Raw genomic sequence first — 25453 nt, 5'->3', positions numbered from 1 at the left:
TTACTAGATATAGTTTAGCAGTCACTTTGATTTTAAAAATTATAAAAAAATGTAACTATCTTCAAATAAGATACTTGTTGTTAGGTTGTTGCTAGTTTGTTGCTTTTTTTTGTAAATTTATAAAGTAATTTTTATAAATCTTTGAATATGAATCCTGCATTGTTTTTAGGTATAATTGCTCTAATTATAGGTGTAAGCCTTCGATATTGGATCAACAGACGAAAGTTTTACAGACGAAGTCCAATGGGAGTTGAGGGGTTTTCGAGTTACGAAAAATCAGTAGTAATAACATTCTTTGAAAGTGTGACCAAATGGATTTCCATTGGATTAATTTTTTTTGGTCTTCTTATGTTATGGAGTTATTCGAAAAAGGAGTCAAACGAAAAGAGGCCAGCTCCAATCAAAGTAGAAAATTTGCAATAATAAAGCGGCATTCTTTTGCTTCTTTTCTTTTGGCGCTTTTGTGGAAAGAAAAGAAGGCAGAAATAAGTAATAGGATAACGAATATCCTATCATTCAACTCGAACCTTTTCAGAAAGAATAGAAGGAAGCGTTGCGTACTGATTACTTTTTTCTGAAATGGTTCAACTATTTTCTTCAAAAAGACTTTCCCGACCATTTGGAAGGGAAGGTCTTTTTGAAATTTAAAATCGTAAGATATATATTCCCTAAAACAATAATTTAAAACTAATAAAAATAGACGGCCACTATCAAATTGGGCCGTCTATAGTTTTTAAAAGGATTACTAATTAAAACAATTCACACCCAGTTTTTGAAAATTAGTACAGATTTCAAAAGCTTTTTGAGATTTTAATTGAGCAGTACCCCCAAAAATAATAGATTGCAATTTGGCTTCGGTATCCTTATAGCTACGTACATTTTGGTAGTAGCCTGTTACAGCGTTGTAAGCTCCAAACAAAGTTCCTTTTGTAGTGTTCATTTGTTGTGATTCACTTGTCATAGCATAGGCAAAAGCATCTTCAACGGTATTTTTAAATACTGTGGATATTTCGTCATCATTTCCAGTTTTTAGATGTTGTAAGGTTTCTTTGTTAGGGCATAGTGCGAATTGGATCATTTTTTTAATCTCATTGTCGGCCACTTTTACTTTTGCCCAATTATTAAAAATGTCCTCTAAATGATTGCTAAATTCGTTTGCCAATCCCATTACTTTGTGCGCATTCTCCAAACGTTGTTTTGCTCCTGAAGTATGGCGTATGCGTACTACATTACTCATATTACGAAGAGATGCGTTTAGGGTATTTTGGCAAACAATCCTAACAGGTGTAAATGCTGCCGTAATGCTTCCGCTACCATCGTGTGAAGTAGTGAGGAAAATATATTTTTCTGTAACATCATCACCATTGCCCACACGAATATAGTCCGGTAATTTAGCCGTGACAAAAATACGTTCTCCATTTCCTAAAGCGCCTGCAGTCTCGTACAAAATCCCATCAGTACCACCTACAATAGCATCAAAGAAACTAAATGCTTCACGATTTTGTACAATGTGATACTCTTTACCTACTACACCCAAAACAGCATTGTTATCCTTACGGATAGTAGCAAAATAATTGGGTACGTTGAAGTAGTTGTCACCTATAGCTAAATTGTCAGTAGGATCAATTATGTTTGATGCCTTGGTATAAAGAGGACTTTTTATAACTTCATAATCAAGTCCTGCGTGTTTAATTGCTTCCGCGCTTGTTGGATAGTCTGTTACTATTTGACCCAAACCGTGCCAAGCTTTTTCTTGTACGCTAAAAAAGGAATAGCGTCCTGTTCTTTCATTGAAATTTAAATTGTGTGCCATGATATTAAAATTTTAAAAGTTGAAAAAATGATTAAGTATTTAGTGTTAAAATGGTAGATCATCTACAGGTTCCTCTATAATGATCTTTGTATTTTCTTGTTTTACGATAACTTGTGCATGTTCTATTTTCTTTATACTTCCATGTAATTTAATAGTAGCTGTGTGAAAATTTAAGCTAGATCTTAGTTCCCCGTTATTAGCAGTCCAAGCTCTTGTACTTACTCTTCCCGTTAGCTCTACTAAAGCACCTTTAATGAGTATTATTGCTACATTTGGACTTATCCAGTAAGAGCAATCAAAATAGCTAGTTTGCTCTATGCGTTCGCCTTGCTTATTTCGGTAGCTATCATTGATAGCTACTGAAAAATTCACTACTTTTTTATCCTGCGGTGTTGTGTGTACTTCCGCATCCCTTGTCAATCTTCCGATGATGTTCATGATTTTTATTTTAGGATTATTTTTAAATTAATGTATTCGGTAATGAGAGGAGGTGCTGTTTTGTTTCATTCTAATTCCAATATAAATAGTATTAAATTTCATTGTTGACATTTTTTTTATTCGTCCAAAGAGCCGGAGTATGCTATGTTTCGTTTCGAGAGCATAAAAGGTTAGTGTTTAGCAAAAACAAGGTTTTATCAAATAAATACTACCCGAAAGGGTGGAGATTTTTTGATAAACCCGCAGGGCTTGACCTTTTTTTTTGCGTTAAAAACACTAGAATACCTTTGCTCTTGAATTGGGACAATTTAGCATACTGGTTTTTGAATAGTAATAGACTGGAAGCAAGGTTGCAAAGAGGATTGTATGGGATTATAAAGTACAAGGTGACTCGTCAAATAAATAGTATGTAATATTATCAATCAACTATTTATCCAAAATAATGGTATGGCTAGATAAGCCATGAAAAAGGATCTTGAAAATTATGGATACGTAGCCGCTTAAATTTTCAAGATTCTTTTATTGATTATCCGACTAAGCTCTTTTGTGCTGAAGCGTAGCGGAAGTATAAATGTGCTTTGAGGATCCGTATTGAATTATAATTGCTGCTCTTTAAACTGTTTATAATTCTAATTTCATAAAAATGAAATACCTCTTAAGTGATTTAATGTTTTAGATTAGTGTGAAATAACTAAAGAATACGACTTAAATCATCAGCCTTTTATTGGTAGTATTTTGGGAATAAGGAATTACGATTTACTAGTAAACAGAAGTTGTACAAAGTCAAGATTGTATTAAATAATAGACAGTTGTAGTCAAATTGGGTCTTTAGATGACAGAGTACAATTTATGAAATGGTTCTCTTTAAATTTAATCAACTGATTTTATTGTCAACATTGCAATTATCATTTGGTTGCTTAAAGAAGAATAGGAGGTTGTTTTATGGAAGAGGAAGTTAAAGACTTGATTAATATAGATATAGACTTGTTAAAAGATATAAATAATATTGAAAAAGAACAAAAATTTGTAAATTTGATGGTCGATATTATTATCACAATCACATTAAACGAATTAAATGAAAAGAGCGATTAGATATTTAAGATTCAGTCAATTGGGGCAAAGTAATGGTTCGATTGAAAGGCAAGAGCTTTATACAGATCAGTGGCTACAATTTAACAATGTTGAATTAGCTGATACTTTTATTGACCGCGGAAGAAGTGCAAAAACATTTGATCGCCCCGATTTTATAAAGCTTCAAGCGTTTATTTCCAAACATTTTAAAAGTGTTGATTATCTTCTGGTAGATCAGATGGACAGGTTTAGCAGAGATGCCGGTGAAGCAATGAGTATGGTTAAGATGCTTCAACGAAAATACAGTATTCAAATTGTAAGTGTCACTGAAGGAATAACATTCGATTATGATACGCCAGGAAGCTTTTTTAGAGCGGGCCTACAACTTCTGCTAGCAGAAGAAGATAATATTAATAGAAGTATTAAAATCAGAGGTGGTTTATATACGGCTAGAGCAAAAGAAGGACGATATATTGGAATTAAGGCTCCCTTCGGCTATGTTAAATCTGGTGAAGGAAAAGCTAGAATGCTAGTAATTGAAGAGTCTCAGGCCAAGACAATTAAATTTATGTACGATTCTTATCTGCATGATATTCCACTTTATGTAATTAAAGAACAAGCGTTTAAACTGGGGTTTAAAGCGAGAGGAAATACTGCCGTTGAGAGGATTTTGACAAATCCTGTTTATGCAGGTATGTTGCAGGTACAGGGTTATAAAGAGTATCCTGGAGGAATCTTTCCCGCAATACATGAGGCAATAATTGATAATACAACTTGGCAATTGGTGCAAAATAAAATGAAAAAGCCTGAAAAAATCAGGTCAATATTGGATGAAAACTTACCACTTCGGGGGATTTTAAAATGTCATTGTGGAAACATACTTACAGGTGCTCCATCAAGAGGAAAATCTGGAAAGTATTTTAACTACTACAAGTGTAAAACGTCTAAACATAATAATATTAGCGCACTCAAAGCACACAATCAGCTTGCTGAAATTTTTGAGCTGATGAGTTTGCCACAAAATATAATATCTGATATTAAAAAGTCATCTGTTACAAAAATGGAAGAGAATTTAAAATCTAATAAACTTGTAATAAACCAAAAGAAAATTCTACTAGATGCAACTCAAGAAAAAATGTTTTCTGTTGAAGAGAAATGGATTAAAAATGAGATATCTAAAGAAACATATGATAGATGGTATACCACTTATAATACCGAAGTCACATCTTGCAAAGATTCTATCACTCGTCTAAGCCATGTAGATAAACATGCATTTACAATTTTACAAAAAAACTTGGATTTACTTGTTGATTTAAAATCATTATATAATCGAGCTAGTATTACTCAAAAGAGAGAATTTGTAAAGCTGATGTTCGACAGCAACTTATACTATCAGGATGGTATCTATCGAACACCTACAATGATTGATTTATTATCTCGTAATCACCTGTTAATGAAGGAAAAAGGTTTGCTTTTATACAATAAAAAAAGGGATGATTTTTCAATCATCCCATCCAGTGGAGTCGCCGGGAATCGAACCCGGGTCCAAACAAGCAACTAAAAAGCTTTCTACGCGTTTATTTCCTGATTGAGTTTTCGATAGTGTGCTAGGCCAGAAACAGCCACACGCTACTTATCTTCTTAATTTTGAAATCCACCCGAAGCTCATGGAAATCTAGGTTTATTTTTACGGTTCTCCTGGACTGAACGCCACAAACCAAGGCTTTCAAGGAGAATCCAGCTTTCCTATCTGATAGGAACGTGGCGTAATCGTACTATAATTCGGATTATGCAGCTAAAGCGTAGTTATTTTCGCCGTGTAAAATGGTAAGATCTTATATTTACGAGCAAGGTCTCAATGCTCGACGTGCTTACTGATCAATTCGACTTGCTGTCAAAACCAGTCGACCCCTTTTTATTTAAAATCAAAAACTGAATTTAAGTCTGCAAATGTACACTTTTTAACTTGAAAAAGTAGTGCTAGAACCATACTCAATTAGTATTACTTTATTCTTTTATTTTTATTCGTCTTTCAATTTGAAGGGATAGTCTCCAAACAACACTGCTAGTTTCCTTACGTCGTATGTTTTTCGGGTAAATTTATTCGAAAGTGCAATTATAGTGACGCCTTCTTTTCTTAGCGTAATGTAGGATGATGTATTTCCATGCCACCAACCGTTGTGAAAATAGAAGTTTTGTCCTGTTTGCCAATTAATCATTCGAATACCTAATCCATAATTTTTGGTACCCTTTCTTTCGTTGCTATACCCTTGATATACTTGTTTTTGAAGATCAGGTGTCAAAAATTTTGAACTATTTCTGGCTCTATCAAATTTCAATAAATCTCGTGGCGTAGAATAAATATTTTTATCGCCATAAATTGCATCCAAGTAGTCTTTGCCAATTTCTACTTTGTTTCCTTTATAAGAGGTAACGGCAGAATCTTTATCCCTATCGTAGTCAAAAACATAAGTGTTTTTCATGCCCAGCGGTTGAAAAATAATTTGGTGCATCGCATCTTTATAGGAAAGTTTTGTGATTTTTTCGATTATTAACGCCAACATCGCATAATTAGTATTGCAATAACTAAATCGCGTGTCTGTCTTAAATTCTAAACCAATATTTTTTGTTGCCATAATGCTCAAAATATCTTGGTTTGTTAATATGTTATGCCTATCCCAAACTGTTTTGTCACGATCTGTAAAATAGGCATAATTACGCATACCACTTCTGTGATTCAACAAGGTTCGAATGGTTACATCGGGATAGGGGAATTCCTTTAAAATTGTATTCACTTTTTGATCTAATTCAATCCTTTTTGCATTTACTAATTTTAGAATTGCAGTGGCTGTGATCACTTTACTCACTGAGGCAATGTGCAGTGGAGTAGATTTGGTAATTAGTGTTTTAGCTCTAAAATTAGAATACCCTTCGTACTGTTCGTAAATAATTTGGCCATTTTTAGCAACAAGAAAACTTCCGTTCGCACTATTATTAGGCCATTTTTTTTTGTAAAAAGAGTCGATAGAAGCCTTTTTTGTTTGAATATATTGAGCGGTTAACTTTGGCTCAGATTCTTTTAAGGGCTTCATTACAGGCAATGTACTTTTAGGGAGTTGCGCATCGTTTAATTCGATTTTCTTTTTCTCTTTATTGCAAGAGCTCAAAACCAAAAAAAGAAGCGATATATGTAGTATCTTTGTGTTTTTTGTAAAATTCATTGTCAAAGTGATAGAAAAGCAAATATATAGAATCAATGTCTTTTGATACCCTGTTTTTTTGAAACCTTAACAGTACTTTATAACTAAGCATTCCTTGTGTTTTTGTATCGTTTTGTACATCAGTGTTTAAAAGTATCTCACTTCCCGAATTGTACTAAAAAATAAATCATTTTTAGATTAAATTGTTATATTTGTAACAATAATGTATTATAAAGTTATATTAAAATAATAAGATAAGAGAATATATGAAATTTGGAATCATAAAAGAAAGAAAAAATCCACCAGACCGAAGAGTTATTTTTTCACCAGATGAGCTGACGAGATTGAAAAGTCAGTACCAAAATTGTTCCATAAAAGTAGAAAGTTCTGATATTCGGATTTTTACTGATACGGAATATACAAATGTAGGAATTGAAGTTGCTACTGACATCAGTGATTGTGATGTATTATTTGGAGTTAAAGAAGTTCCTCTAGAAAATTTAATACCCAATAAGGCTTATTTCTTTTTTTCACATACCATAAAAAAACAGCCCTACAATAGAAAATTATTACAGGCAATTTTAGAGAAAAATATTGATTTGTATGATTACGAAACTATTGTAGATGAACACAATCGCAGATTAATAGGTTTTGGTCGATATGCAGGAATCGTAGGTGCATACAATAGCATTAGAGCTTTTGGGATAAAATTCGAGTTATTCAAATTGCCAAAAGCAGAAACATTATCTGGTAAAGAGGCTTTAATTGCACATTTAAAACGCTTGGTTTTACCACCCTTAAAATTTGTAATTACGGGAACTGGAAAAGTAGGAAATGGTGCCAAAGAAATTTTGGATGCTATAAAAATTAAGGAAGTTTCAGTTGAAAATTATCTAACAAAAAACTATACACAACCAGTTTACACCCAGATTGATGTATTGGATTATAACAAACGCAAAGACGGACAAGTATTGGATTTTAATGACTTTTACGATAATCCAGAGGACTACATTTCAGATTTTGAGCGATTTACAACGATTTCTGATGTTTATATTTCTGGGCATTTTCATGCTAATGATGCTCCCGTAATTTTAAGTCGTGAGATGCTGCAATCCAAAGATTGTAAAATTAAAGTTGTTGCTGATGTTTCCTGTGATGTTAATGGTCCTATTGCTTGTACGCTTCGATCATCTACAATTGCAGAACCTTTGTATGGTTACTTGCCATCAGAGCATAAGGAAGTTGATGTTTTTCATCCCGCAGCAATCGTAGTTATGGCAGTTGATAATTTGCCATGTGAATTACCAAAAGATGCCAGCGAGGGATTTGGAGAAATGTTTTTAGAACATGTTTTTCCTTCTTTCTTCAATGGTGACAAAGATGAAGTATTAAAAAGAGCTAAAATAACTGAACAAGGAAAATTGACTCCTAGATTTAGTTATCTGCAAGATTTTGTAGATGGGAAGTAATTTTTATTTTAATGCGTTAAAAAAACAGTTGTAAAATTAATTTTGCAACTGTTTTTTTTTGAAAGCAAGCATTGTTTATAAATCAATTTTTTTGTTATCTCTAAATTTTAGTATACTACTAAAATACATACTAAAATAAGATTTTTTTCTTTTTTAGCCTTTCTTTTCCTATATTAACATAAAAAATCGATTTTTTTTGAAATTTTAAGATTAATTAGTTTTAAAAACCAAAATAATAATTTAATTTGCCTTCGACAATGCTTAATTATATGTTAAATCAAGAATTGTCTTTAATATAAGGAACCATTAACCCAAAAAGACCAATGAGAACGAACTTTACTTTACTATTATTTTTACTTATTTCTTTTACTGGATTAGCTCAAAAAAATGAAATTAAGCAGGCTCAAGCCGAATTTAAAAACGGTAACTTAAATGGAGCTTTATCTACATTAGTGAAAAGTGAATATTTAATCATTAATGCAACCTATGATGATAAGTCTGAATTTTATAAATTAAAAGCAGAGATCTATAAAAGTATTGCAGACAAAAATATTGACCCTGGGGCAAACTTAACTGCTGCTGTTGCTGCTTATAACCAATTGATGTTTGAGGAAGATCTTGGCCAACAATATAAATATACTTTGAAAGCAAAAGAATCTATTAAGTTGATTAAAACTGAAATGGAAAATAGTGCCAATAAGGATATTAAAGCTGAAAAGTACGCTGACGCAGCAAAAAAAATGTATAGTTTGTATGAATTAGATAAAAAAGACACTATTAATTTATACTTGTCTACATCCTATTATATGAAGATTAAAGATTATGATGCCGCTCTTGTGAACTACAAATTATTACGCAAAATAAACTACACAGGCAAAGGAATGGAGTACTATGCTGTAAATAAGAAAACAAATGTAGAAGAGTTGTTTTTATCTGTAAGTGATAGAGACATTAATATAAAAGCAGGTTTACATGAAAGACCTAAAAATGTTTCGGCTAAATCTAAAAAGAATGAAATTTTCCTGAATATGGGTTTCATTTACAGCGAAAAAAAGGACTTAAAATCAGCTGAAAATATTTACAAAGAGATGATTGCTTATAATCCTAAAAGTGCGGAACCGTACATTGAATTAGCATACACCTTGCTGGATCAAAAGCGAGCTTTAAGTGAACAAATGAGTCTATTGGGCACTTCTGCAAGTGAAATGCTTGCCTATGATAAACTAAAGTTAAAAATGGATGATGTCGTTAAAGAGTCAATTTTATACTTAGAAAAAGCAAATGCAATCGAACCCAAGAATACAATTGTTTCCGATATATTGCTTAAATTATATCGATCAATGGATTTAACTGCAGAATACAATGCGCTAAAAGCTAGATTGTAATTTCCATAAATTATTAAACATAATAAAAGCCCTGTAATTTATAAGAATTACAGGGCTTTTTGTTTAATTCAGAGGTTATTATTTGAGACTTCCAACCATATCTTCGGGTTTAACCCAAGCATCAAAATCTTCCGAAGTTACATAACCCAAACGAACAGCTTCTTCTTTTAAAGTAGTTCCGTTTTTATGTGCAGTTTGTGCAATTTCGGCTGATTTATAATAGCCTATTTTTGTATTCAAAGCTGTTACTAACATCAATGAATTGTCAACCAATTCTTTGATGCGTTTGTAATTTGGTTCAATTCCTTGCGCACAATGTTCGTCAAAAGACATACAAGCATCACCTAACAATCTAGCTGATTGCAAGAAATTTGCAGCCATTAGGGGTTTAAAAACATTCAATTCATAATGACCTTGCATTCCTCCAACAGTAATAGCAACATCATTTCCCATAACTTGCGCGCAAACCATCGTTAATGCTTCACATTGTGTTGGGTTTACTTTTCCTGGCATAATAGAAGATCCAGGCTCATTTTCTGGGATAATTATTTCTCCAATTCCGGAGCGTGGTCCAGAAGCCAACATACGTACATCGTTTGCAATTTTATTCAATGAAACAGCTAGTTGCTTTAAGGCTCCGTGTGTTTCTACTATAGCATCGTGTGCAGCCAATGCTTCAAATTTATTTTCGGCTGTAACAAATGGATGTCCTGTAAATTCAGCAATATATTCCGCTACTTTTACATCGTAACCTTCTGGAGTATTTAATCCTGTTCCTACCGCAGTGCCGCCTAGAGCCACTTCTGATAAGTGAGCTAATGTATTTTTAACCGCTTTCAAACCGTAGTTTAATTGCGCTACATAACCTGAGATTTCTTGACCTAGAGTAAGTGGTGTAGCATCCATTAGATGTGTACGTCCTATTTTTACGACAGTATTAAACTCAATAGCCTTAGCGTGTAGTGTATCTCTTAATTTTTCAACACCTGGAATGGTAACTTCTACAACTGCTTTATAGGCAGCAATATGCATTCCTGTTGGGAAGGTGTCATTTGAAGATTGTGATTTATTTACATCATCATTGGCTTTAATAAATTGTTCGCCTTCGCCAATATTAAATCCTTTCAGCACCTGCGCACGATTTGCAATTACTTCATTGACGTTCATGTTACTTTGCGTACCAGAACCCGTTTGCCAAATTACCAATGGAAATTCGTTATCTAATTTTCCAGCTAGGATTTCGTCACACACGGCACCTATTGCATCTCTTTTTTCTTGGGGTAATACTCCTAAATCACAATTGGCGTAAGCCGCTGCTTTTTTAAGATAAGCAAAACCTTCAATAATTTCCTTTGGCATGGAAGCCGATGAACCTATTTTGAAGTTATTTCTGGAACGTTCTGTTTGTGCGCCCCAATATTTATCTGCTGGAACTTGCACTTCACCCATGGTGTCTTTTTCTATTCTGAATTTCATTTTGTTGTTATTTAGAAAAAATTATTTTGTTTATTACGTTTTTTAGCACTGATGGAAATGGAAATCCTTTTATTTTTATTTTCAAAAATAAAAGATTGGAGTGTACAGCGGGAAATAGCTCCAAATTCTGAGTTCAAAAATAAGGATAATTCCTTTTTTATAAAAATTGATTGGTAGTTTTTATAGTTTTTTATTGGTACGAAAAGGAATTAAACTTACATTTGTGGCTACATTCAAAATTCCGGAAAACATGTTTGAATTTTCACAGTATTTAGGCTTTTTACTTTTCTTAACCATTCTTACTATTGGGTTTTGGTTGATGTTTTTTCTAGTTGGTTTCGTATCCTATTGGGTAGGTGGAGCAAGTTGGGAGGCATACAAAGAGAAAAGAGCAAAAAAGAAGCAAGAACAATCAGTTTAATCTTTTTGTTAAATAAAAAAAGGACTCCTATTATGAGTCCTTTTTTTTATGTCTTAAAAAAGAAAAAGGACCCTTTCTCACGAGTCCTATTTTTATTTATCCTTGATAATCTCCTTCACTATCTTGTTGATTTCGTTTAGGTTGTTCTCTTTCGTTTTTTGCTTTGTTAAAACGGTACGTGAACGATAACGTAAACTGTCTTTCTCTCCACTGCATTTCACTATAAGAACTTACAACACCTGGAAGAAATGTCTCCATCATTCTTTTTCTGGAATTGAATACATCGCTGATGTTGAATGAAAGTGTTCCTTTGTCTTTTAGAATGTCTTTACTAAATGCTAAGTTAGCACCAAAAACACCTAAACTTCTCCCTTGTGCATTATTTTGTGGTCCATTATAGGTAGCATTTGTTTGCCAGTCAATTTTGTATGGCAAGGTGATTTTTGAAGTCAGTCTTGTAGACCAAGATGTTGCTACATTATCAAAATTTTGCACAATTTCATTACTTTTAAAATCGATATAGGTAAAATCTCCTTGAGTTTCATTTCTAAAGAAATTGAAGTTACTATTTAATTTCCACCATTTGAAAGGAGAATAGTTCAAAGTGAATTCAAATCCTAATCGATATTCTGTGGCTAAGTTTACTGGTGAGCTTATGATAACAGGCGTACGTTTGTCTGCACCACCATTAACTTGTGATACTTCGCCATTTACAACTGTATCTTCTCCGTCAATTATAGTGACAACAAATTCACCAGATTCTCTACGAGCAAACTGAAAGGAATCGGTAGTTTTGTTTACATATAAGGAAGTATTAAAAGTTAATTTATCCCATCTTTTTATGTATCCATAATCTAATGCATCTGTAAAAGCAGGATCAATATCAGGGTTTCCAACAAATATGTTTATGTTGCTTGACAAGTTGTTAAAAGGATTTAGTAATCGTCCTCTAGGTCTTTGTACTCTTCGGCTATAACTTATAGATGTACTACTCTTATCTGATATTTCGTAAGTGAAAAAGGCGCTTGGAAAAAAATTATTGTATTTTTTAGTATTGAAATCATTGGTTGCTAATTGATTGATTTCAATATTAGAATCTTCAAAACGCAATCCAAAAAGAGCAGAGAATTTATTAAATTTCACTCCATATTGCGTATAAACTGCATTTACTTTTTCTTTATATTGTAGCGTGTTAGTGAAATTTGTATTGATTTTACCATCATTAACTACACTATAATCGGTAAGCAATTCGGAGAAATCACCACGATATCCTGCTTCAAACTGACTGCTTTTCCCAAAGGGTAGCACATAATCTGTTTGTAGTAAGTTTCTACTTTGCTTTTGATTATTAATGGTATTGTCAAATTTCACCACATTTGTATTGGTGCGGGTATCTGTAATTAAAGCATCATTAAGTTCATCACTAGTCGAAAACGAGCCGTCGAAAGTCAATTTATGACCATCTTTTTTGAATTTATTGGTAAAATTCGTTGTAAATTCTACGTTTTCACTGTCGCTATTTTCTAAATTGATCCGGTTACGGGTGTAGTCATACTTAAAATCGGCATCATAGTTATTCTGGAAAACGTTATCGACGTTAATACCATTACTTTTTCTGTAGTTTATTGAATTGGTCCATGAAGTCTTTTCATTCAAGTACAACTCAATTCCAAATGTTCCATTATACCCCTTATTGTCTCTTTCGTTTTCTCTAGTTTCATTTACATAATCACGAGTCGAATTATCAGCATTTAAATACCTTGAATTTGTAAATGCATTACCTGGATTACTCCTGTCGTTGTATCCTTGAGTAGTAAAAAGATTAAAGTTTTTTGATTTATAGTTCAAAGTACCGCTCAAACCATACGTTTCAGGATATCCAGCTGAAGCTATAATAGTTCCATTTAAACCTTGGTTTTTTCCTTTTTTTAAGATGATGTTTAGTAAACCTCCTCCGCCCTCGGCATCATAACGAGCAGAAGGATTGGTAATTACCTCTACTTTTTCGATTGCATCAGCAGGAATCAATCGGAGCGCTTCGGCAATATTAATGGCATTTGATGGTCTTCCGTCGATTAATACCCGTACATTTTCATTTCCACGAAGGCTCACATTTCCCTCTACGTCTACAGAAACAGATGGAATATTATCAAGGACATCGCTCACAGTTCCCCCTTTTACCATAAGGTCACTCCCTACATTGTATACTTTTTTGTCTAATTTGATTTCGACAGTTGTTTTTTCGGAACGAATAACAACTTCGTTTAACTGATTTGCATCTTCATCTAAGCTAATTAACCCTAAACTAGTGCTTTTTTGAAGGTTTTTTTGTTTGATTTCAGTGATTTTAAAAGATATAAACTCAATTTTTATATCGTATGTACCCGGTTTAACTTCTATTTCAAATTCCCCTTTAGGATTTGTAATTCCACCTGCTACAGGTTTTGGATTATTTGGAAGTAAAAAGGTTATTGTAGCATATTCAAGAGGTTGTTTACTGATTTTTTCAACAACTTTTCCTGTTATTTTAATTTTTGGAGCAACTACAACTTGTTGAGAAAAACTAAACAAAGTGGTGAATAATAATACAATAATTAAAACGGATTTGATTTTTTTCATTAGTTAAAAACTTTAGTTATGGCGTTTAGATTATAAAAGTATGTTTTGGTTTAATACTATAATTCACAAAAAAATGTTAATTAAATTAACTTGTGATTTAGAGGATAAAATCGGCGACTTTTTTTAGATCTCGTCCAACAATGGCGGAACTTTCTTTAATGACTATGGGTCTTTCAATTAATATTGGATTGGAGACCATGGCTTGAATGATTTCTTGTGCATTCAATTTTTGATCTTTAAAGTTTTCAATCCAAATTTTTTCTTTTCGACGAACCAAATCAAGAGGTTCTAGTTGTAATTTTTCAATAATAACAGACAACTCGTCAAATGTTGGAGGATTAATTAAATAATTAATGATTTTGAATTCTTTTTTTGAATTTTCAATAAAAGCCAGGCAATCTCTGGATTTGCCACAGCGTGAATTATGGTATATTTGTATCATATTTTAGTACATTTCAGAATCTAAAAAGAATTAAATTTGTAACAAAAGTAAGGTTTGTTAAACTAATTAACGATAATATTAAACAAAAATAAAATGTTTGTAGAACAAGGAATAAAACCAGAGAACAAGTTTTGGAAGTATATCGTAGGTTCATTGATACTAATTTTAGCATCATTTATAGGTCAACTACCACTTATGATTGGTATAATTTATGAAACTCTTTTTAATGGTAAAGCATATCCAACAAATAATACAGCTTTGATGCGCTTTTTTGATTCCAATGTAATGTTGTTTTTGATGTTGCTTTCATTTGTATTTATAATACTAGGGATTATAATGGTCGTTCGTAATTTGCATAGTCAGACCATGCTTTCTGTTACCACCTCAAGAAAAAATATGGATTGGAGTAGAGTAGGATTCGCTTTTGTGATATGGTCTCTTTTTACAGTAGTAGTAACTTTACTTTCGTATTATTATAGTCCAACTGATTTTGTCCTTAATTTTAAACCCATACCATTTGCAATTTTATTGATTATTGGTGTCGTTTTAATTCCGATTCAAACTAGCTCTGAGGAATATATCTTTCGAGGATATTTAATGCAAGGATTTGCTAATCTTGCAAGGAATAAATGGTTTCCTCTTTTGATGACTTCGGTTATCTTTGGCGGGATGCATATTTTTAATCCTGAAGTATCTAAAATTGGGTACATAATATTGGTATATTATATTGGTACAGGATTGTTATTGGGGATTGTTACCTTAATGGATGAAGGGATGGAGCTGGCATTAGGATTCCATGCAGCCAATAATTTAGTGGGTGCTTTGCTCATAAGCTCAGATTGGTCTGCATTTCAAACCAATTCAATTTTTAAAAATATTTCAGAACCATCTGCTGGATTAGACGTTATTTTTCCGGTGGTTATTATTTACCCAATACTTTTATATATCTTTAGTAAAAAATACAATTGGACCAATTGGAAAGAAAAATTAACAGGTTCAGTTTAATTAATGGTACTGTTTAAAACTTTAAAATTAAATCATCATGATTGCTACTATAACCTATCAAAATGTTCACAATCTCTTTAAGCTCAACGGATTTCACTTAAATCGTAACGATTTGTGTAGGGTAGCATATAGTTTCATCAAAGAGGGTGAGGAATTTGAAAAATCAGCAGGAGATTTTATTTTAGATTGGTTTGATAGCAAATCGTACATCGAAATGAATACTTCTGGCACTACAGGAGCACCAAAATTGATTCGAGTAGACAAACAAGCGATGGTAAATTCAGCGCTAGCTACGGGAGATTTTTTTGAATTAGAACCTGGTGATAAAGCTTTGCATTGCTTGCCTACTAAATACATTGCAGGAAAAATGATGTTTGTGCGCGGTTTTATATTGGGACTTGAAGTTGATTTTGTTGCACCAAGTTCGCATCCGCTGTTACATAACGATACCAAATATGATTTTGTAGCGATGGTTCCGTTACAAGCTCAAAACTCCTTATCCGCATTAAAAAATGTTAAAAAAATGATAGTGGGTGGTGCGAAAATGAGCAAAATACTAGAAAGCGGACTTTCGAAATTAAACTCAAAAGTTTTTGAAACCTATGGAATGACCGAAACCATAACTCACATTGCTGCAAAGGAAGTAGGAGAACGTGCTTTTTCAGTTTTACCCAATATCCAAATCACTACAGACGATCGCAATTGCTTGGTTATAGATGCACCCTTGATTTCAAATGAGCAAATTTGCACTAACGATATTGTAGAATTAGTGGGAGAAAATCAATTTGTTTTTTTAGGACGAATGGATAACATCATTAATAGTGGCGGGATTAAATTAATTCCAGAAAAAATCGAAGAAAAATTGTCAGATAAAATTGAGTCGAGATTTTTTGTAACAAGTTCCGAAGATGCTGATCTTGGAGAAAAATTAATTTTGGTGATTGAAGGTGAAAAGCAGACACTGGATACAACTATCTTTGATAGTTTAGATAAATATGAAAAACCAAAAGAAGTTTTTTTTGTATCACAATTTATCGAAACTGCAAATGGAAAGATAAAGCGAAAAGAAACTGCAGCAACTATTTGAAGTAATAGCTTGAGAGCTGTTTAATATATCAGTTAATTAGTACCCAACATCCTTTTAAATTTGCTAGTTATATTAGGTTTTAGATCACTTTATAATAAAAAAAAACCAATATCTATTGGGGTTTTGTTAATACAATGGGATAATCTCCAAATCTTTTTTTGATTAACGGAAGATTTTAGGAGACAAGCAAAATTTTTTTAAAGCTAACATAAAGATTAGTTGGTACTATTACCTTATCGTTAAAGTTCTGATTTTTTTACAACTTACAACTAACAGTTTGAATTAAAGTAATAATATTCGCTCAATTGTCCAGTATAATGCAATGCAACCTATAATACTTGATATTGGAAGAACAATTCGTTCTTTGTACCAAACTTTATCAGAAAACCATTTACTAATTAATAAGTAAGCTAATAGAATTATGGTTATTTGCCCAACTTCAACACCTAAATTGAAAGATAATAACGAGGAAAAAAACTGGTTTTTAGGAATTCCAATTTCTGATAATGCAGTTGCAAAACCCAATCCGTGAATTAATCCGAAACCAAAAATAAGGAGTAATCTCCAAGGATTTACTTTCGGGCTTATAATATTTTCTATGGCTGTAAAAAGTATGGAAATGGCAATTAATGGTTCGATATAAGTAGAATTTGGAATAATAAATCCAGCAGTTGCAAAACCCAAAGACAAACTATGAGCAACTGTAAAAACGGAACATTGAATAACAACGGATTTTAGTTTAGAATTTAAGAAAAAAATACTCAAAATAAATAAAATATGGTCGAATCCTAAAGGAATTACGTGAATAAAACCGAGTTGAAGATATTTTAATATATTTTCCAAAAAATTGAATTTATTGTTTGATTAGTTTAATTTTCAAAGCTGTTTCACCTTTAATTTCTAAGATATATATCCCTTTTAGCAAACCTGAAAAATCTTTTTTCTCGATGTTTTTGCCAGAAAAAATCTCTAAACCAATTTCGTTATACAATTTAAAATACTCGTTTCCCACAACATTTTCAATCGTTATTTTTGATGAAAAAGGATTCGGGAAAACTTTGATTTTTGATTTTAAATCAACCGAATTTATTGCCAAATTTACAGGATTTCCTTTAACGCAAATGACATAATTTACGGTTGTTTTTAATCCGAAAGTTGTTATTCCAAATTCGGTATTCCAAAACCAAGCATTAAGTGTTTGATTTTGAACCGTAGTTGAACTCCAATAATTTTTCACTCCAATCGAGCCAAAAAAAGTTTGATTCACGGACGGATTTGATAAACTTTCGTCATTCAACGATTGTAATTCTTTGATGTTAGGCAATCGCCAATCATTTGCAGATGCTAATGATAAACTTTCGGCATAAGTAATAGCATTTTCCCAAGTCACGGCCGCTGTATTTAGTGCTTTTTGCCAAATTAATTGGGTCAAATTATTTGTAATGGTGCCGTTACCGTTATCTGTAAAATGATTTGGGATAACCGCAGGCGTTGTAATATCTCGAACCGCACGAGCATGAAATTTAGAAGTTCCGCCTGCACTGATAGTTTCAGATTTTGGTTTATTGCCAATTCCACCGCCCGCATTTGTAACCCAAACTTTGGTATTATCGCCAGTTTGATAGGTATTTGTCCACCAGTAGCCCGCATTTGTGTTTGTAAAATAGGAAGTATTTAGAGCAGGATTAGTATTCTGGTGATTCAAAATCGAAAAACTTTCTCTTGGTGTTGGCAATCTCCAGTCCGAAAACCCGCCAAGTACTAAATTATCTGCATACGTATATGCGGATTCAATCGTCATTTCGCCACCATCGGCTTGTTGCCACATCAATCCTGTTACAGTATCGATTATGGTTCCGTTGCCATTATTGGTAAACGACGGCACATTAATACTGTAATCATTGTCTTCACCGAAAGTTGCTGTATAACTTGTGTTTTGTCCGGTATCGGGCAACAAATTCATCGTTTTTGTAACGCTTTGCGCGAATTAGAATGTAGTTATAAATAGTACTAGTAAATTTTTCATAATTTTAATTTAGAAATATAATTTTAGACGATTTCTATTTATAAATCTGGCACAAAATTTTGATTTCTTTTCCTGAAATTTTCAGGAGTGTCGTCGGTCATTTTTTTAAAAATATGATAAAAATTACTTTTGCTATCAAAACCCAGTTCATAAGCAACTTCATTTACAGGAATTAAAGTATCTGAAAGTAATATTTTTGCTTTCTCTATTTTTCTAGAAAGCACATATTGGTACGGAGTTAAACCCAAATATTTAGAAAATAATCTAGAGAAATGGTCCTTTTTCCATTTTGTGAGTTTGGTTAATTCTTCAATATCTAGTTTTTTTTCTAAATTGCTATTAATATAATTTACAATTTCTTTTACTTTAAATGGAATAGGGCTTATTTCTTCATTTTCTATACGATTGGCATCTATTTTTTTGTGCGAATAGTTATTTAAAACTATCGAAACGGTCGATAATAAATCTTCATCTTTAAATGGTTTTACAATATAACCCTGCGGTCTGGTCATATTTACTTTATCTAAAGTGCTTTTGTCAGAATAGGACGTGAGATAAACATAAGGAATCGTGTCTTTTTTTAGTAAATAACTGCCTAATTCGATTCCTTCTTTATCTTTGTTTAGGTTAATATCAATAAGCACCAAGTCTGGTGGTGATTTTTCAATATATTGAATAGCGTCTTCGACCGATGTAATATCGATAGTAACTTCGTAGTTGTTTTTTTCTAAAACTTTTTTAATATGAAGTGCTATTAATAATTCATCTTCTACAACAATTATTTTTGATTTCATGAGATTAAAGTTTTATTGTTTTAAATTGTATTGTAAAAATCGTACCTAATGAATTTTCAATTTGTACCGTACCTTTTATTTGCGACACCAAAAGCCGTACTAGTTCAAGTCCTAAACCGTTTTGCTGTTCTTGTTTGTTTTCAAACCCAATACCATTATCGCTTATAGAAAGCGTAAATTTTTTCTTATTTTCTTTTAATGAAATTTTAATTGTTCCTGATGATCTGTTTACAAATGCGTGCTTGTACGCATTATTGATCAATTCGCTAACAATTAAGCCAATAGGTATGGCAGTTTGAATATCGAAATAAATATCATGTACATCAAGTTGCAATTCTATTTTTTTAAAACCTTGATAGGAACTTATAATAGATGAGATCAAATTGTTTATGTATTCTTTAAATTCAACTTTACTTAAATTTTGACTTTGATACAAGTTTTCATGCACTAAAACCATAGAGTTAATTCTGGCTTCGCTTACGCTTATAAAATCTTCAACAGTAAGTTTTTGGGCATCTAGTGCTTGAATTTTTAGTAAACTAATAACCATTTGCATATTGTTTTTTACTCTATGATGAATTTCTTTGAGCAATATTTCTTTTTCTACAAGCGATTTCTGAGTTCGTTTTTTTTCGGTCTCTATTACTTTATTTTTATTTTTAATAGTCTTATTTGTTTTAATGTAAAAAAATATAAATACCAAAGCAATTGATAGCAAAACACATATGAAGGTTAAAAGGTCTTTTTGATTTTTATTCTCAACGGTTTTGATTGTTTTTTGTTCTTGCAAGGTTTTTATATTATAATCTTTTAAGGTTATATCAAAATCAATTTGGAGAAGTAAGTGATTTTCATTGTTTATTTTATTGTTTCGTTTTTGTGTGAAATTTATTTGTTTTCGATAATAGTAGAGTGCTTTTTTATAATTGCCTAAATCTTCTTCTATTTTAGATACATTAGCATTCAATTCAAAATTTTCAAATTGTTTATACAAAGAGTCATGAAAAACAAGCCCTTTGTTGCTGTAAAAACGAGCCTCTTTTTTTTTATTTAAATCAAAATAAATATTGCTCAATATAACATAACATTCAATTTTATATTCTTGAATGGTATTTTTTGAATCAATTACTTTGTTTATGTAAGGAACAGCTACATTATATTTTTTTAATTTATAATACGCATTGACAATATTGTATAAAATTAAATTGTATTGCCATTCGCTGGTTCTTTTATATTTGTGAATAGTTTGATAATTTTTAAAACTTAAATCTAAGGCCTCTTTGTGTCTTCCTAGTTCATTAAGTAGAAATGCTTTTTTTGCTTCGACCAAAAATTGTGCTTGTTCATCTAAATTTTCTATAGAAAAATTGATGTAAATTAATGCTTTTTCATTTTGGTTTAAAGAAATATATTGATCTGAAATTCTTTGAAAAAAATAGCTTTTTGAAATCGACTTTTCTTTTGATAAATATGGTATACCTTTTTTATAATAAAATAACGATTTGGCTATAGAATCTTTATAGCAATTATTATCGCCCAATAATCTATAAAAATTTAATAGAACATCTTTGTTTTTATGGTTTAAAGCTAGTTTTAAATTTTGGTTGAGTACTAGCTTGCTTTTTTGATTATCATCAAGCCCAATATAAATTTTAGCCATTTCAATAACATTAAAAAGATAAAGGCCAATAGCATTATTTTTAATTAAAATAGATGCTGCTTTTTTAGAAAACTGTAATGCATTCTTGTATTTATTATTTAAGAAATGTACACGAGAACAATTTAAATAATATAAACCATAGCCTATCTCATACTTGTGTTTTCGCGATAAAATTAAAATTTTTTGGTTGTATTTCTCTAAATTGGCTTTACTATTTGTAGCATACTCTAAACATATATAATGTAATGTATTTATTTGTGATTTATAATTTTTACTGTCATTAAGTACAACAAGTAAGCTGTCAATTTGTTTTTCGTTCTGAGAAAAACAAATTAAACCACAGCATAAAAAAGTAAGTAATAAGTAAAGTTGCTTCATAGGTTGGAGATTTAGGCCTATTGATTTACTCTATTTTAGAGTAAAATTTATGAGGTATTTAATTGTTCTTAAATCTTGAAAACGGTACAGTTATTTGTTAAAATATATGTACCGCTTAAGCAGCATTAGAATTTAAAAAACACAATAAATACATCTATTATTTCAACAAAAAGGTATTTGTTACATACTATATCGATATAGTAACGAATATAAATATCTGAAAATATTTTGAATTTAAGATTGCAATTTCTGTTAAAATTTAAGTGCAAAAGTTTTAAACCAAAAAACTGTCCGAGAATTATTTCTCAGACAGTTTTAAATAAAAGCATACCTTTTTTATTGCTAAAATAGAATTAAACGGTTTGCAACAGCTATAACTTTTTAGCCAGTAACATAGCTTTAATTGCTGCTAATTCACTTTTCATTGCATTAATTTCTTTTTCTTGTGCAATGGCATGAAGGGTTAACTCCTCTACAGTTTGCTCTAGTGCAATGTTCATTTCGGTCATAGTGTAGCCATGTGCCTCATAATGTTTAGCCGACTTGAACGCTGGCAAGTGCTTGTTGGCTTTGATGTATGCTTCTGTTTCTGATAATGTTATTAACTTATAATCATTCTCAAATACATAATCTGCTGCAAAAGCGGCTACAACTGCATAATTAGTTGCTGCAATTGTACCACCCACGACTAATCGATATTGTGCGTTTAGGGTAGGATTAGCACCCACGCCTAAATTACCATTAAAATAACCTGTACCGGCAACATCAAGTGTCCAACTTGGAGTATTCGTACCAATACCAACTTTACCATTTCCTGTTATGCGCATCAACTCATTTGACGTTGTTGCTGATGTTGCTGCCCAAAAAACATGATTTGAACCTACACCATCAACTTGGTATCTTAATTGATAAGCGTTTACACCAAAACCATAAAACTGATGGTCATTACCGCTCCAGTCAAATAAACCAATTTTTTTATTTATTGTGTTTTGAGCAAAAGTTAATGGAGCTGTTGCATTAGTAGTTCCAATCCCCATATTTCCTGTGGTTCTATCAATTGTAAGTTTAGTAGCAGTTGTTAAACTATTCCACTGTCCAGAAATTTTGAACTTATCGTTATCTGCGTTATCTATACCCATTGACCAGCCACCTATGCCCCTTACATCAAAAGCAATAAAAGGATTACCACCTGAACCACCATTTACCCTTGCTGTAATAATTGCGTCGTTACCTGCAGTATTGTTACCATTGTATACATAAATACCGTTTGTTTCATTATTACCGGCAGTTCCTGACGGGACTGTTATTTGTAATTTAGCTGTTGGGTTTGTAATTCCAATACCTACATTTCCACTAGTAGGTAGCACATTTGTTTGAGAATAAATATTTAAGTACGCCATCATTGTAGCTGCGCCTAAAAGTATTTTTTTTGATTTAAATATATTTTTCATATTTTTTTGATTTAAGTAATTTTTTAATTTATTGTTTAATAAAACGTTTTACAATACGTTGATTTTCTACTAGTATCTCAACTAAATAGGTGCCTGAGTTTAATTTTTCTACTGAAATTGTACTGTTTTTTACTGTACCTACACCCACTTCTTGACCTAATATGTTAATGATACGATACGGAGTGTTGTCGTCAACTAGTGTAATATTCATAATGTCGCCAGATACAGGGTTAGGATACAAAACAGAATTTATTGCATCGGCACCGCTAGTTACACTTGGTTTGTCCTCTGCGGCATACGCTTTTATATTTGTGCTAGTTCGGCTTACTGAAAGTGATTTTGATAACAGTACATCATAATCTTCTATTTCACCAATTGCAATATAAGTAGTATGTATACCACTTGCAGAGATACTGCCAAAAGTAAGGAAATCGCAAGTTCTATTATAGCTGTTAAACTGTTGACTATCTATTGGGGCAGCATATCGTGCATACATGATTCGCATTTTAACTTTTCCTTCATACGCATAAAGTGGTACTTTAATTGGCCCCGATACAAAAGTTACTGGAATACCCGCAGCTATTGTACTACCAGACATAGATGCTATGTTAGGTAAAATACCGCCATTGTAGAATAGAGAACCCATTGGAATTTGTTCACTTACATCAAAAACACCATTATAATCAAAATCAATAGCTACTAAAAAGTGAGCACTTGTAAGAGATTTATTTGCTACTGTTACACTTAGTATATTACTAGCTGAATCGCCACCAATAAATAATGTTGGCACAGTTATGTTGCTATTACCTGAAAAATTGTTGTAAGTACCACCATAGTGAACAGTTGCAGGACCCTGACTCGCGTAGGGAAAGCTTAGCGTTTTGAGTTTTACTTGACTTATGAAGTTATCTGCATTGTAATGTTTACTGTCTAAAGAATTGGGTGCACAGTAGTCATTTGTAGTATTAGTATCTGTAGCGCTGAATGGCGATAAATTGCCGTATTGATCCATTGCAGCAACTTTAACAGTATACGAAGTTTTTGGTCTTAAGCCTACAATTTAATAACTGGTGTTGCTTGTAAATCCAACAATTACTTCATTAGCAAATATATAATATCCAACTGTGTTGCTATTGATCTCTTGATTTCCAGCCCAAGAAACAAGAAAACCTTCAGGAGTAACATTTGTACCTGTAGTTAAATTATCCAATAAAGGAGAATTTGCACCCTGATTTGCTTCATAAGAAATAACATTACTTCTAGCACTTTCTATACCGTTTAGTGGTTGTGCTGTGATACAGATTTGATAATTCATTGGCGGTGGCAACTGATTTGATGTAAGGGTGTATGAACGCGCAGTACTTGCGCATGATTGGTCTATAGCTACCCATGTAGATTCTGTACTCCTTCTTATATATATCTGATAAGATTTAACATTGACAGAATTTGGAGCTCCAGTCCACGAAACTGTCGTTGAATTATAATAATTTGTGACATTAGTAGATATCTTAAAGTCGGTAGGTGGTTCTTGTATTGCACCAGATTGACAATGTGCCTCGTTTACTACAAAAGTAAAGAGTACTTGGACGAGTATTATAAGTGACTTTTTCATAGCTAAAATCTATATCTTAAATTTTTAGCATCCTCAACCAGCTGTGCACTTTTTCCTTGAGCAAAAATTTCTTCAATACCCATACATATGCCAAAACTACTAACACAAGCCAATCCAGCAACTGTAGATCTATATGTTGTTATACCCAGGCTTGAAAATTGCGTCAATACACAAACTATCAATCTATTTCTATATGTTGAAGATCCTGCTGTTGGAGGCGTTGTTGTGTCATCCGCATTTACTGAAATGTATGCATTTTGTTGGGCTCCTGTACTTACGGCACACATTAATCCGGTCCACACGGTGATTGCAGTGATCGATATTCCTACTGTTATGAAACAATTTTTCATAACATCAAGGCAATTTTTTAATAATGTATTTTCAACACATGCGGCCTCAAATATTTCTTTCAATTTATCTGTATGCATACTTGAAAGTTCAGGATGTTTTGCTATGATAGTATTCTTTAAATCAATCAATTTATTTACAATTGTTTCAATTTTTGCGTCAGAATTGGGAACTAATTTTCTCAACAATAATTCGGAATTATTGTTAAAGTTTGCCAGAATACCATCATTTACTTGCACATTAACAAAATCATTATTTTCTTTTTCTACAATATATGTATCATAATAAATGGAGGTTATTAAAAAAGAAGATTTTACAAAAGTAATAAAGTATGCTGTACCCATTTTTCAGACAGAAATCTCAACGATTTAAGATAGGTTTTTAGTTTTATATTCTATTATCTTGGTTAAAATCGGAGATAACTTTTGGCTATTTTAAGAAGCCAAAAAAAGTTATTCTGATTTTATGCCACTTCTTTTTTGTAATAATTATTATAAGGCGTTCCATAATCTAGTGACTGATGAATTCGCCGTTTATTATAAAATTCAAAATAATCTTTGAGTCCTCTATAAAGGCTGATTCCATCAGTATATGCTTGTAAATATACATTCTCGTATTTGACTGTCCTCCATAATCTTTCTATAAAAATGTTGTCAATAGCTCTTCCTTTACCGTCCATAGAAATTTTTATTTCATTGTTTAATAGTACATTGGTGTGAACCTCACTGGTGTATTGACTTCCTTGATCTGTATTGAAA

At 32.0% G+C, this 25453-nt stretch carries 23 protein-coding genes and 1 other RNA gene; 8 read left to right on the top strand and 16 right to left on the bottom strand.

Translation table 11 applies throughout. The features are described 5' to 3' along the window. The first annotated feature begins 147 nt into the window (after positions 1-147). Complete coding sequence (locus ACNQGO_RS09170) at positions 148-423, top strand: molybdenum ABC transporter permease (RefSeq protein WP_417944476.1); 276 nt, start codon at positions 148-150, stop codon at positions 421-423. A 322-nt stretch (positions 424-745) separates the two neighbouring features. Here ACNQGO_RS09170 and ACNQGO_RS09165 read toward each other — a convergent pair whose 3' ends face one another. Both ACNQGO_RS09165 and ACNQGO_RS09160 read right to left on the bottom strand, forming a co-directional pair. Further along, a complete protein-coding gene (locus ACNQGO_RS09165) occupies positions 746-1813 on the bottom strand; it encodes a DUF932 domain-containing protein (protein WP_417985067.1) in 1068 nt (355 codons plus the stop codon). 45 nt (positions 1814-1858) lie between these two features. Continuing rightward, positions 1859-2251 carry a single-stranded DNA-binding protein gene (locus ACNQGO_RS09160; protein WP_417985066.1) on the bottom strand — a complete coding sequence of 131 codons (393 nt, stop codon included), beginning with the start codon at positions 2249-2251 and terminating at the stop codon, positions 1859-1861. A gap of 942 nt (positions 2252-3193) precedes the next feature. On the opposite strand from ACNQGO_RS09160, the gene ACNQGO_RS09155 reads away from it, so the two are divergent. Both ACNQGO_RS09155 and ACNQGO_RS09150 read left to right on the top strand, forming a co-directional pair. Beyond that, positions 3194-3343 (top strand): hypothetical protein, encoded by a 150-nt coding sequence (locus ACNQGO_RS09155; protein WP_417985065.1) that lies wholly within the window; start codon positions 3194-3196, stop codon positions 3341-3343. Beyond that, complete coding sequence (locus ACNQGO_RS09150; RefSeq protein ID WP_417985064.1) at positions 3327-4883, top strand: recombinase family protein; 1557 nt, start codon at positions 3327-3329, stop codon at positions 4881-4883. The genes ACNQGO_RS09155 and ACNQGO_RS09150 overlap by 17 nt, the downstream gene beginning before the upstream one ends. On the opposite strand, the gene ssrA is transcribed toward ACNQGO_RS09150, so the two are convergent. Together ssrA and ACNQGO_RS09140 are read right to left on the bottom strand one after the other, a co-directional pair. Beyond that, positions 4838-5234: a transfer-messenger RNA gene (gene ssrA / locus ACNQGO_RS09145) on the bottom strand. The genes ACNQGO_RS09150 and ssrA overlap by 46 nt on opposite strands. Positions 5235-5343: 109 nt before the next feature. Beyond that, positions 5344-6543 (bottom strand): serine hydrolase domain-containing protein, encoded by a 1200-nt coding sequence (locus tag ACNQGO_RS09140; protein WP_417985063.1) that lies wholly within the window; start codon positions 6541-6543, stop codon positions 5344-5346. A 245-nt stretch (positions 6544-6788) separates the two neighbouring features. On the opposite strand from ACNQGO_RS09140, the gene ACNQGO_RS09135 reads away from it, so the two are divergent. Together ACNQGO_RS09135 and ACNQGO_RS09130 are read left to right on the top strand one after the other, a co-directional pair. Next, on the top strand, positions 6789-7991 hold the full coding sequence (locus tag ACNQGO_RS09135) for an NAD(P)-dependent oxidoreductase (RefSeq protein ID WP_417985062.1): 1203 nt from the start codon (positions 6789-6791) through the stop codon (positions 7989-7991). Between the two features lie 323 nt (positions 7992-8314). After that, complete coding sequence (locus tag ACNQGO_RS09130) at positions 8315-9376, top strand: hypothetical protein (RefSeq protein WP_417985061.1); 1062 nt, start codon at positions 8315-8317, stop codon at positions 9374-9376. Positions 9377-9454: 78 nt separating this feature from the next. Here the strand turns inward: ACNQGO_RS09130 and fumC are convergent, their stop codons facing one another. Beyond that, the gene (gene fumC / locus ACNQGO_RS09125) at positions 9455-10852 is read right to left on the bottom strand and encodes a class II fumarate hydratase (RefSeq protein ID WP_417985060.1); all 1398 of its coding nucleotides are present in this window, start codon (positions 10850-10852) and stop codon (positions 9455-9457) included. A gap of 223 nt (positions 10853-11075) precedes the next feature. Between fumC and ACNQGO_RS09120 the strand changes: the two genes are divergently transcribed. Beyond that, a complete protein-coding gene (locus ACNQGO_RS09120; protein ID WP_165150931.1) occupies positions 11076-11273 on the top strand; it encodes a hypothetical protein in 198 nt (65 codons plus the stop codon). A gap of 96 nt (positions 11274-11369) precedes the next feature. On the opposite strand, the gene ACNQGO_RS09115 is transcribed toward ACNQGO_RS09120, so the two are convergent. After that, a complete protein-coding gene (locus ACNQGO_RS09115) occupies positions 11370-13892 on the bottom strand; it encodes a TonB-dependent receptor (protein WP_417985059.1) in 2523 nt (840 codons plus the stop codon). Between the two features lie 97 nt (positions 13893-13989). Next, positions 13990-14334, bottom strand: a complete 345-nt coding sequence (locus ACNQGO_RS09110) for an ArsC/Spx/MgsR family protein (RefSeq protein WP_417985058.1) — start codon at positions 14332-14334, stop codon at positions 13990-13992. A 93-nt stretch (positions 14335-14427) separates the two neighbouring features. Here ACNQGO_RS09110 and ACNQGO_RS09105 point away from each other — a divergent pair, with 93 nt between their 5' ends. Continuing rightward, on the top strand, positions 14428-15339 hold the full coding sequence (locus ACNQGO_RS09105; protein ID WP_417985057.1) for a CPBP family intramembrane glutamic endopeptidase: 912 nt from the start codon (positions 14428-14430) through the stop codon (positions 15337-15339). Positions 15340-15376: 37 nt separating this feature from the next. Then, positions 15377-16426, top strand: a complete 1050-nt coding sequence (locus ACNQGO_RS09100) for an AMP-binding protein (RefSeq protein WP_417985056.1) — start codon at positions 15377-15379, stop codon at positions 16424-16426. A gap of 282 nt (positions 16427-16708) precedes the next feature. Here the strand turns inward: ACNQGO_RS09100 and ACNQGO_RS09095 are convergent, their stop codons facing one another. The 9 genes from ACNQGO_RS09095 to ACNQGO_RS09055 all read right to left on the bottom strand — a co-directional run. Further along, the gene (locus ACNQGO_RS09095; protein WP_417947819.1) at positions 16709-17269 is read right to left on the bottom strand and encodes a HupE/UreJ family protein; all 561 of its coding nucleotides are present in this window, start codon (positions 17267-17269) and stop codon (positions 16709-16711) included. 10 nt (positions 17270-17279) lie between these two features. Next, the gene (locus ACNQGO_RS09090; RefSeq protein WP_417947820.1) at positions 17280-18389 is read right to left on the bottom strand and encodes an Lcl C-terminal domain-containing protein; all 1110 of its coding nucleotides are present in this window, start codon (positions 18387-18389) and stop codon (positions 17280-17282) included. Between the two features lie 101 nt (positions 18390-18490). Next, positions 18491-19246, bottom strand: a complete 756-nt coding sequence (locus ACNQGO_RS09085) for a response regulator transcription factor (protein ID WP_417985055.1) — start codon at positions 19244-19246, stop codon at positions 18491-18493. 4 nt (positions 19247-19250) lie between these two features. Beyond that, positions 19251-21284 carry a tetratricopeptide repeat-containing sensor histidine kinase gene (locus ACNQGO_RS09080; RefSeq protein WP_417985054.1) on the bottom strand — a complete coding sequence of 678 codons (2034 nt, stop codon included), beginning with the start codon at positions 21282-21284 and terminating at the stop codon, positions 19251-19253. A gap of 371 nt (positions 21285-21655) precedes the next feature. After that, positions 21656-22735 carry a hypothetical protein gene (locus ACNQGO_RS09075; RefSeq protein WP_417985053.1) on the bottom strand — a complete coding sequence of 360 codons (1080 nt, stop codon included), beginning with the start codon at positions 22733-22735 and terminating at the stop codon, positions 21656-21658. 28 nt (positions 22736-22763) lie between these two features. After that, a complete protein-coding gene (locus ACNQGO_RS09070) occupies positions 22764-23747 on the bottom strand; it encodes a T9SS type A sorting domain-containing protein (protein WP_417947709.1) in 984 nt (327 codons plus the stop codon). A 48-nt stretch (positions 23748-23795) separates the two neighbouring features. Then, positions 23796-24347, bottom strand: a complete 552-nt coding sequence (locus ACNQGO_RS09065; protein ID WP_417947711.1) for a fibronectin type III domain-containing protein — start codon at positions 24345-24347, stop codon at positions 23796-23798. A 2-nt stretch (positions 24348-24349) separates the two neighbouring features. After that, a complete protein-coding gene (locus ACNQGO_RS09060) occupies positions 24350-25039 on the bottom strand; it encodes a hypothetical protein (RefSeq protein WP_417947713.1) in 690 nt (229 codons plus the stop codon). 119 nt (positions 25040-25158) lie between these two features. Beyond that, positions 25159-25453, bottom strand: a 295-nt coding sequence (locus tag ACNQGO_RS09055) for a transposase (RefSeq protein WP_417985052.1), incomplete at its 5' end; no start/stop codon positions are given.

It is taken from the genome of Flavobacterium frigidum (genome assembly GCF_048286735.1).
Taxonomy (GTDB): domain Bacteria; phylum Bacteroidota; class Bacteroidia; order Flavobacteriales; family Flavobacteriaceae; genus Flavobacterium.
The sequence above is the reverse complement of the archived record's forward strand: the minus strand, read 5'-3'. Positions and strand labels throughout refer to the sequence as shown.

Excerpts from the sequence above, each read along its gene's own strand:
- ACNQGO_RS09165 (WP_417985067.1), bottom strand. The coding sequence starts at position 1,813 with ATGGCACACAATTTAAATTTCAATGAAAGAACAGGACGCTATTCCTTT.
- ACNQGO_RS09105 (WP_417985057.1), top strand. The coding sequence starts at position 14,428 with ATGTTTGTAGAACAAGGAATAAAACCAGAGAACAAGTTTTGGAAGTAT.
- ACNQGO_RS09065 (WP_417947711.1), bottom strand. The coding sequence starts at position 24,347 with ATGAAAAAGTCACTTATAATACTCGTCCAAGTACTCTTTACTTTTGTA.
- ACNQGO_RS09150 (WP_417985064.1), top strand. The coding sequence starts at position 3,327 with ATGAAAAGAGCGATTAGATATTTAAGATTCAGTCAATTGGGGCAAAGT.
- ACNQGO_RS09075 (WP_417985053.1), bottom strand. The coding sequence starts at position 22,735 with ATGAAAAATATATTTAAATCAAAAAAAATACTTTTAGGCGCAGCTACA.
- fumC (WP_417985060.1), bottom strand. The coding sequence starts at position 10,852 with ATGAAATTCAGAATAGAAAAAGACACCATGGGTGAAGTGCAAGTTCCA.
- ACNQGO_RS09115 (WP_417985059.1), bottom strand. The coding sequence starts at position 13,892 with ATGAAAAAAATCAAATCCGTTTTAATTATTGTATTATTATTCACCACT.
- ACNQGO_RS09130 (WP_417985061.1), top strand. The coding sequence starts at position 8,315 with ATGAGAACGAACTTTACTTTACTATTATTTTTACTTATTTCTTTTACT.
- ACNQGO_RS09155 (WP_417985065.1), top strand. The coding sequence starts at position 3,194 with ATGGAAGAGGAAGTTAAAGACTTGATTAATATAGATATAGACTTGTTA.
- ACNQGO_RS09085 (WP_417985055.1), bottom strand. The coding sequence starts at position 19,246 with ATGAAATCAAAAATAATTGTTGTAGAAGATGAATTATTAATAGCACTT.
- ACNQGO_RS09160 (WP_417985066.1), bottom strand. The coding sequence starts at position 2,251 with ATGAACATCATCGGAAGATTGACAAGGGATGCGGAAGTACACACAACA.
- ACNQGO_RS09100 (WP_417985056.1), top strand. The coding sequence starts at position 15,377 with ATGATTGCTACTATAACCTATCAAAATGTTCACAATCTCTTTAAGCTC.
- ACNQGO_RS09080 (WP_417985054.1), bottom strand. The coding sequence starts at position 21,284 with ATGAAGCAACTTTACTTATTACTTACTTTTTTATGCTGTGGTTTAATT.
- ACNQGO_RS09060 (WP_417947713.1), bottom strand. The coding sequence starts at position 25,039 with ATGGGTACAGCATACTTTATTACTTTTGTAAAATCTTCTTTTTTAATA.
- ACNQGO_RS09070 (WP_417947709.1), bottom strand. The coding sequence starts at position 23,747 with ATGGATCAATACGGCAATTTATCGCCATTCAGCGCTACAGATACTAAT.
- ACNQGO_RS09140 (WP_417985063.1), bottom strand. The coding sequence starts at position 6,543 with ATGAATTTTACAAAAAACACAAAGATACTACATATATCGCTTCTTTTT.
- ACNQGO_RS09090 (WP_417947820.1), bottom strand. The coding sequence starts at position 18,389 with ATGAATTTGTTGCCCGATACCGGACAAAACACAAGTTATACAGCAACT.
- ACNQGO_RS09170 (WP_417944476.1), top strand. The coding sequence starts at position 148 with ATGAATCCTGCATTGTTTTTAGGTATAATTGCTCTAATTATAGGTGTA.
- ACNQGO_RS09135 (WP_417985062.1), top strand. The coding sequence starts at position 6,789 with ATGAAATTTGGAATCATAAAAGAAAGAAAAAATCCACCAGACCGAAGA.
- ACNQGO_RS09110 (WP_417985058.1), bottom strand. The coding sequence starts at position 14,334 with ATGATACAAATATACCATAATTCACGCTGTGGCAAATCCAGAGATTGC.